The 8,913-nt window shown below is 34.6% G+C and carries 5 protein-coding genes; 3 read left to right on the top strand and 2 right to left on the bottom strand.

Features of this window, described 5'->3' with window-relative positions:
• Window positions 1-848: T9SS type A sorting domain-containing protein (locus ACNG5D_RS14675; RefSeq protein WP_418184283.1), on the top strand; the 848-nt coding region annotated here is incomplete at its 5' end.
• A gap of 139 nt (window positions 849-987) precedes the next feature.
• Here the strand turns inward: ACNG5D_RS14675 and ACNG5D_RS14670 are convergent.
• Complete coding sequence (locus ACNG5D_RS14670; protein WP_418184282.1) at window positions 988-1,950, bottom strand: L-threonylcarbamoyladenylate synthase; 963 nt, start codon at window positions 1,948-1,950, stop codon at window positions 988-990.
• Window positions 1,951-2,088: 138 nt separating this feature from the next.
• Between ACNG5D_RS14670 and ACNG5D_RS14665 the strand changes: the two genes are divergently transcribed.
• Both ACNG5D_RS14665 and ACNG5D_RS14660 read left to right on the top strand, forming a co-directional pair.
• Window positions 2,089-3,723: an ABC-F family ATP-binding cassette domain-containing protein gene (locus ACNG5D_RS14665; RefSeq protein WP_418184281.1), complete on the top strand. Its 1,635-nt coding sequence runs from the start codon at window positions 2,089-2,091 to the stop codon at window positions 3,721-3,723.
• A 153-nt stretch (window positions 3,724-3,876) separates the two neighbouring features.
• Complete coding sequence (locus tag ACNG5D_RS14660) at window positions 3,877-5,829, top strand: YgiQ family radical SAM protein (RefSeq protein WP_418184280.1); 1,953 nt, start codon at window positions 3,877-3,879, stop codon at window positions 5,827-5,829.
• A gap of 102 nt (window positions 5,830-5,931) precedes the next feature.
• Here the strand turns inward: ACNG5D_RS14660 and polA are convergent, their stop codons facing one another.
• Window positions 5,932-8,784, bottom strand: coding sequence for a DNA polymerase I (polA, locus tag ACNG5D_RS14655; RefSeq protein WP_418184279.1), 2,853 nt, complete (start codon window positions 8,782-8,784; stop codon window positions 5,932-5,934).
• Window positions 8,785-8,913: the final 129 nt, after the last annotated feature.

Genomic DNA, 8,913 nt, shown 5'->3' with positions numbered 1-8,913 from the left:
CAAGTCCTTGTTCAACATATCCTATGGATGTAGAATATATAGTTGAAGGTGTTTCGGGAAGTGGTTCAGGCTCAATTACTATAGCATCAGGTGATAGTTTAGAGTTAAGTGTTGTTCAAGAAGATGTAGATTTTACAATTACACTACCAGACGGCAGCATTGTAAATGGAGATTACAATTTAGGAGTAACAAGTACATCTCAATCAGGTTTATATAGGTTCGAGTCAAGTTTAGGTTGTATAAAGACATTAAATGTAAACATTGCAGATGATTATTTTTGTGAATTAAACCCATTAACCCAAGAATATAAAATAAATGGCGAATGGCAAAGCGGCGAAGAAGTTATAAATGTTAATCAAGGCGATGAAGTTATATTAAGTGCATTGCCAAATGAAGTAGATGTAACAATTACTTTACCTGATGGGAGTCAAGTAGGAGATAATTATAATTTAGGCGATGTGGTTGTATCTCAATCTGGCATATACACTATAGAGTCGGAGTATGGTTGTATTATTACTTTAGAAATAAATGTAGAGGTTTCTAATACATCTTCTGTTAAGACTAATGATAGTAATGGTACAAATAAAACTTTAAACTATAAAGAAACAGCTGAAAATACGCAAAAGTTAAAAATATTTCCTAATCCTGCACGTACATTTATAGATGTATATAGTTATAAAAATAGTAAAATAGAGATTAGTAATGTTTTGGGGGTTATTGTTAAAGTTATTGAAAATACTGATTCAACTAAAACTAGAATCAATCTTCAAGGTATTCCAAAAGGAGTGTATCTTGTAAGAAATGTTATTGATGGAAAAGTAGAAACAAAAAGGATAGTTTTGTACTAGAACATAGATATTATAAACTTTCACATCAAATCACTAGTAAAATAGAACAAAGTAAACGGAAGCTATTTAGCTTCCGTTTTATAAAATACGAAACATACTTTTTTATTGTTGAAAATCAGGTCGCTGCATACAAAAAAAATTAACAACTAAAAGTAGCACGTTGCAACCTGTCGTTAATTGATTTTCCTAAGCCTAAATCTGGAAACTTTTCTGCTATAATAACCTCAAGGTTTTGGTGGTCTAAATCGTGCATGGCATCATATAATTTTGATGCTGCCTCATGCATGTGTCCCTGTTTAGAAAGTATAACTTGAGAAGTTATAGCATTATTTTTAAAATCTGTTTTAAACGTTAAAATACCTATGCGTTTGCCAGAATGCTTTTCTATTTCGGTTAAAACCGATTCTGTAAGAATTGTTTTTGTAGCAGGAGCATAATGCCTGTCTAACATACCTGGAGCATCTGGGTTTATTTCCTTTTTGTTTTTTATTTGTACTTTCCCTACAACAGCTTCAATATCTTCAATAGCTAAAGCGCCTAATCTATAAATAATAGGTTGGTCGTTTTCAAAACCTATTATGGTAGATTCAATACCATTTGTACAAGCGCCACCATCTAAAACTTGTTCAATATTATTTTTAAAGTAACGTTCAACATGTTCTGGTTTTGTTGGGCTTATGCTTCCAAAAGGGTTAGCACTTGGTGCTGCCAACGGAAATGGTAATTGTTTTAAAAGTTTTAATGTAACAGGATGATTTGGTACACGAACAGCCACAGTATCTTTTCCTGCAGTAATTAAATCTGGAATAACAGGTTTCTTTTTTAAAACTAAAGTCATTGAGCCTGGCCAAAAGGCATTGGCTAATAATTTAGCTTTTTCTGGAATATGGCTTACTATACTATCTAATACGTTAACAGAAGGAATATGAACAATTAAAGGGTTAAAAAAAGGACGTTTTTTAGTTTCAAAAATACTATTAATAGCTTTTTCGCTAAAAATATTACCTGCAAGCCCATAAACTGTTTCGGTAGGAATAGCTACAAGTTTATTGGCTGTTAAAATGGCTGCCGCTTTTTGTATGTTTTTTGATATTATACTCATTACTAATTATAAACAGTTTGCAAAATTACTTAAAAAAATAATGCTATTTATACTTATATAAGTTTATACAAAAACAATAAAAATGTATGCATAACAATACAAGGCTTTTAGTAGTTTTGCAACTTTAAAATTTTAATTATGATTTCAGTTGATAGCTTAGCGGTTGAGTTTAGTGGGCATACCTTGTTTAGCGATGTGTCTTTTACCATTAATGAAAACGATAAAATTGCTTTAATGGGCAAGAATGGGGCAGGAAAATCTACGATGATGAAAATTATTGCTGGTGTACAAAATGCTACACGTGGCCATGTAAGATGTCCAAAGGAGACCGTTATTGCTTATTTGCCACAACATTTATTAACTGAAGATGATACAACTGTTTTTGATGAAGCATCGAAAGCTTTTAGTCATGTGTTTAACATGAAAAGCGAAATGGACGATTTAAATAAGCAGTTAGAAACAAGAACCGATTACGAGTCTGATGCTTATATGAAACTTATTGAGCGGGTTTCAGATTTAGGCGAAAAATATTATGCTTTAGAAGATGTAAATTACGATGCAGAAGTTGAAAAAGCATTAAAAGGTTTAGGTTTTAAGCAAGAAGATTTTACAAGACAAACCAACGAGTTTAGTGGTGGCTGGCGAATGCGTATAGAATTGGCTAAAATTTTGCTGCAAAAACCCGATTTAATTTTATTAGACGAGCCTACTAACCATATCGATATAGAATCTGTTATTTGGTTAGAAGATTTTTTAATTAACAAAGCTAATGCTGTGGTTGTTATTTCGCATGACAAAGCCTTTATCGATAATATTACTAATAGAACTATCGAGGTTACTATGGGCAAAATTTACGACTATAAAGCTAATTACTCGCATTATTTACAATTACGTGAAGAGCGTAGGGCACACCAAATTAAGGCTTACGAGGAACAACAAAAATTTATAGCCGATAACCAAGCGTTTATTGATAGGTTTAAAGGTACGTTTTCTAAAACTAACCAAGTAAACTCGCGCGAGCGTATGCTTGAAAAGTTAGAAATTATTGAAATTGATGATGTAGATACTTCGGCATTAAAATTGCGTTTTCCAAAAACACAACGTTCTGGCGATTATCCTGTAATTGTTAAAGAGGTTTCGAAATCTTATGGTAACCATGTGGTGTTTAATAATGCTAGCATGACGGTTTCTAGAGGCGAAAAAGTGTGTTTTGTTGGTAGAAATGGCGAAGGAAAATCAACCATGATTAAAGCTATTTTAAATAAAATTGATGTTGAAGGTGAATGTGCTTTAGGGCATAATGTACAGGTTGGCTATTTTGCACAAAACCAAGCAGCATTACTGGACGAGAGTTTAACCGTTTTTCAAACGGTTGATGAAATTGCACAAGGCGATGTAAGAAAACAACTAAAAAATATTTTAGGTCGTTTTATGTTTAAAGGCGATGCTATTGATAAAAAGGTAGGTGTACTTTCTGGTGGCGAAAAAACTAGGTTGGCTATGGTTAAGTTGCTATTAGAGCCCGTTAATTTACTTATTTTGGATGAGCCTACTAACCACTTAGATTTAAAATCGAAAGATGTTTTAAAGGAAGCCTTATTGGATTTTGATGGAACGTTAATTTTAGTATCTCACGATCGCGATTTCTTGCAAGGTTTATCGAAAAAAGTGTTTGAGTTTAAAAATAAACGGGTTATCGAACATTTTGAAACTATTGATGCTTTTCTTGAGCGTAACAGAATTGAAAGTATTAAGGCCATGGATTTAAACTAGATATTGGCTAGTATGCCCGCGTTAGGGATTGTAGCGGTATCCTTTTTTGAGGTACGAGAAAAAGATATAGCGAAAAGCCCGACCCTTGGGTAACGCCCAAAATAATTGACTTTTAATAAATAAGCAGCGATTTTTAACTATTTTTGCAGCATTATGCAAGAGTTACAACTTTCTGATTGGTTGCCTACCACAAACAAAGAGGTGAAAATACGAGGATGGGATGCGCTAGATGTTATTCTGTTTAGTGGCGATGCCTATGTAGATCATCCTACCTTTGGGCCAGCTGTTATTGGGCGTATGTTAGAGAGCTTTGGCTTGCGTGTTGCTATTGTGCCGCAACCTAATGTTAACGATAATTTACAGGATTTTGTAAAACTTGGTGCGCCTAAGTTGTTTTTTGGAGTTACTGGTGGTTGTATGGACCCCATGATTAGCAACTATAATGCTAATAAAAAACGCCGAGATAAAGATGCTTATACACCAAATGGCGATATTGGTTTTAGGCCAGATTATGCAACATCTGTATATTCTAAAATTTTAAAAGAAAAATGGCCAGATACGCCGGTGCTAATTGGTGGTATTGAAGCATCGTTACGTCGTGTAACACACTACGATTATTGGAGCGATAAGCTAATGCCTACTATTTTAGAAACATCGAAAGCCGATATGTTGGTTTACGGTATGGGCGAACAGCCATTGCGTGAAGTGGTGCGCTTGCTACAAAAAGGTGTGCCGTTTTCTAGTATTAATACCATTAAGCAAACAGCTGTTTTGTTAAATGCTGATGCTAAAGTGCCTAAAAATAGTAATTGGGAAGATGTTGAAATAGCCTCGCACGAGGTGTGTTTAAAGGATAAAAAGAAATACGCTTCTAATTTTAAAGTGATTGAGCAGGAATCGAATAAATTGGCTGCTCGCAGAATTTTTCAAAAGGTTGGTAATAAAATGCTGATGATAAATCCGCCGTATCCAACCATGACTGAAGAAGAAATTGATGCATCATTCGATTTGCCTTACACAAGGTTGCCGCACCCAAAATATAATAAACGTGGGCCTATTCCTGCCTTCGAAATGATTAAGTTTTCCATAAACATTCATCGCGGATGTTTTGGGGGGTGTAGTTTCTGTACTATTTCTGCACATCAAGGTAAATTTATTGCTTCTAGAAGTAAAGCATCTATATTAAAAGAGGTTGATACGGTTGCAAATATGCCAGATTTTAAAGGTTATTTAAGCGATATTGGTGGGCCAAGTGCCAATATGTATCAAATGAAAGGTAAGATTCAGTCTATTTGCGACAAATGTGTGGCACCTAGTTGTATTTCGCCAGTTATTTGTAGTAATCTAGATACGTCGCACAAACCGTTAACCGAATTATATCAGGCTGTTGATAGCCACCCGAAAGTAAAAAAATCGTTTATAGGCTCGGGTATTCGTCATGATATGTTGGTGCCAGAGTTTAATAAAAACGCCAACCCTAAAGAGTTGGACGATTATACAGAAGAAGTAATGACTAAACATGTTTCTGGACGACTTAAAGTAGCACCAGAGCACACTAGCGACCCTGTATTAAAACTAATGCGTAAACCATCGTTTAGCTATTTCCATAAATTTAAAGAGCGTTTTGATAAGATAAATATTGCTAAAGGATTAAAACTGCAGCTTATACCTTATTTTATTTCTAACCATCCAGCTTGCGAAGTCGAGGATATGGCAAACCTAGCTGCCGAAACTAAAGATATGGGGTTTCAGTTAGAGCAAGTACAAGGCTTTACACCAACACCTATGACGGTTGCTACCGTAATTTATTATAGTGGCTACCATCCATATACCCTTAAAAAGGTAAATACGCCAAAAACTAGAAAAGAAAAAGATGAGCAACACCGTTTTTTCTTTTGGTATAAAGATGAAAATAAGGCATGGATTAAAAATACTTTAAATAAGCTTGGCCGCCAAGATTTGTTAGATGTGTTATTGCCTAAAAAAACCGAAAAATGGCGTAAAAACAAGCCTAAGGGCGAAGCTAAAAATACGTTTAACGATGCTGTTCCTTTTAATCAAAGAAAGAATAAGGCTAAATTTAGGAGTAAAAAGAAACGCCGTTAAAAAATTTAGTTCTAATAAAAATGATTTATAAATAATTAAAAGAGGAAATAAAACGTTGTTACTTCCAGATAAAAAGATTGTTTTTTATTTTCTTAAGTGTTTTTAATGCGCCTCTAACCAATTTAAACCAGTATCCAATTCAACATCCAACGGCACATCCAATTTAAAAGCACTTTCCATTTCGGTTTTAATTAGGTTTTTCATTTCATCAAGCTCGGGTTTGTAAACATCAAAAACCAGCTCATCATGTACTTGTAGGAGCATTTTGGTTTTAAAATTGCCATCTTGAAGTTTGTTGTAAATATTTATCATGGCTATTTTAATAATATCGGCTGCACTACCTTGTATGGGGGCATTTACAGCATTTCGCTCTGCTGCGCCACGTACAATAGCATTTCTAGAATTAATGTCTTTTAAATATCTACGGCGTCCTAATACGGTTTGCACATAACCATTATCGCGTGCAAAATCTACTTGTTCGCTCATGTAAGCACGAAGTTTAGGGTAAGTTTCGTAATAAGTGTCAATAAGCGTTTTGGCTTCGCTACGAGACAAGTTTGTTTGGTTGCTTAACCCAAAAGCAGATACACCGTATATAATACCAAAGTTTACAGTTTTTGCATTACTACGTTGTTCGCGTGTTACTTCATTTAAAGGTACGTTAAATACTTTAGATGCTGTAGAGGCATGAATGTCTTCGCCGTTTTTAAAGGCTTCAATCATGGTTTCTTCGTTGCTTAATGCAGCTATTATTCTAAGTTCTATTTGAGAATAATCGGCAGCTAATAAAATAAAATCGTTATGACGAGGCACAAAGGCTTTACGTACTTGCCTACCGCGTTCTGTTCTAATAGGAATGTTTTGAAGGTTTGGATTATTACTACTTAAACGCCCGGTTGCAGCAACCGTTTGCATATAATCGGTATGCACACGTCCTGTGGTTTCATCAACTTGTGTTGGAAGCGCATCTACATAAGTGCTTTTTAATTTTGTAAGCCCTCTGTACTCTAAAATATTTCGAATAACTTCGTGGTCTTTGGCTAAATAACTTAATACATCTTCGGCGGTAGAGTATTGGCCTGTTTTGGTTTTTTTAGGCTTGTCTACCAGTTTCATTTTTTCAAATAAAATAACACCTAATTGTTTTGGCGATGCAATATTAAACTCCTCGCCAGCAGCGTGGTAAATACTTTTTTCAAGGTTTAATATATCGTTGTTTAACTCATCAGATAAGTTGCTTAAAAACGTTTTGTCTAAATTAATACCTTCTAGCTCCATGGCTGCTAAAACACGAAGTAGAGGAATTTCAATCTCATCAAATAATTTTTGGGTGTTGGCTTCGCCTAATTCTTTTTCAAAATGCTCTTTTAATTGCAAGGTAATATCGGCATCTTCAACGGCATATTCGGTTTGTTTTTCTATAGGCACATCGCGCATAGAAAGTTGGTTTTTTCCTTTTTTGCCAATTAATTCGGTTATAGAAATAGGTGTGTAATTTAAATAAGTTTCAGATAAAACATCCATATTATGGCGCATATCCGGATTAATTAAATAATGTGCCAACATAGTATCAAACAGCTTACCTTTTACAGTTACATTATATTTTGCTAAAACTTTAATGTCGTATTTTAAGTTTTGTCCTATTTTCTGAATAGTTTCACTTTCAAAAAACGGACGTAATTGTTCTATAAGCTCTTGCGCTTCGTCTTTGTTTTCTGGAAAAGGCATGTAAAAACCTTTACCAATTTCCCAAGAAAAAGCAATGCCTACCAATTGTGCAGTAAGCGGGTTTAAGCTGGTGGTTTCTGTATCGAAACAAACCGAATTTTGACTCATTAAATTTTTAACAAACAGTTTTGTGCCCATGCCAGGAGCAACACTCTGGTAAAAGTGCGGTGTGTTTTTCGAGGTTTTTCTTTCGTATGTGTTTTCGGGTTGCGCTTCTGCGGAAGATGGGTCTGCTCCAAATAAAGAAAATTGACCTGCACCAGCAGCTTTAACATCTTTTGGGGTGTCTTTTTTTGTTTCTTTTTCTTCTAAAACTTTAGTTGTACTATTTGTAGTTGGGGTTTCTACCGAAAATGTTTTGGTAAAATTGTCAATTAATCTTCTAAACTCTAATTCTTGAAAAATTTCTACTACTTTAGGAATATCGGGTTGTTCTAGCTCAAAATCTTTAGCATCAAAAGTTACAGGCACATCAAGCATAATTGTTGCTAGTTTTTTTGAAAGTAAGCCTAACTCGGCATTGGCTTCAACCTTTTCTTTCATTTTGCCTTTAAGTTCGTGTGTGTTTGCTAAAAGGCCTTCCATGCTTCCGTAAGCAGCCAAAAACTTTTTTGCTGTTTTTTCGCCAACACCAGGTAACCCAGGTATGTTATCGCTAGAGTCGCCCATCATGCCTAAAAAGTCTATAACTTGTAACGGATTGGTAACTTCAAATTTTTTCTGTACTTCGGGTATGCCCCAAGTTTCGTAACCACCACCAAAAACAGGGCGGTACATAAAAATGTTTTCTGAAACTAATTGAGCAAAATCTTTATCGGGAGTTACCATAAAGGTTTGGTAACCTTCTTTTTCGGCTTGTTTTGCTAGAGTTCCAATAACATCATCGGCTTCAAAACCTTCCTTTACCATAATAGGAATATGCATGGCTTTTAAAATATCTTGAATTATTGGTACGGCAATTTTTATAGCCTCTGGTGTTTCATCTCTATTTGCTTTATAGGCTTCAAACATTTCAACACGATCAGAACTGCCGCCTTTATCAAAACAAACAGCTAAATGGTCTGGGCGTTCGCGTTTAATAACATCTAAAAGCGAATTCATAAACCCCATAATTGCCGAGGTATCTACACCTTTAGAGTTTATTCTTGGGTTTTTTATAAAAGCATAATAGCCACGAAAAATTAAGGCAAAAGCATCAACTAAAAATACACGTTTATTATCAGACATTGGTTTTGTTTTGAAAGAAACCCAAATCTACAAAAGTTAAGTGTAAATGTCATGTATTATAACTTTTCATTTTTTAGGTTAGTGTGTTTAACTCTTAACAATTAGTTAAATAAAAACAACTTCTTAATT

It is taken from the genome of Algibacter ulvanivorans (assembly GCF_048381495.1).
Lineage (GTDB): Bacteria > Bacteroidota > Bacteroidia > Flavobacteriales > Flavobacteriaceae > Algibacter_B > Algibacter_B ulvanivorans.
Note: the sequence above shows the minus strand (reverse complement) of the source record. Positions and strands in the feature narration are given on the sequence as shown.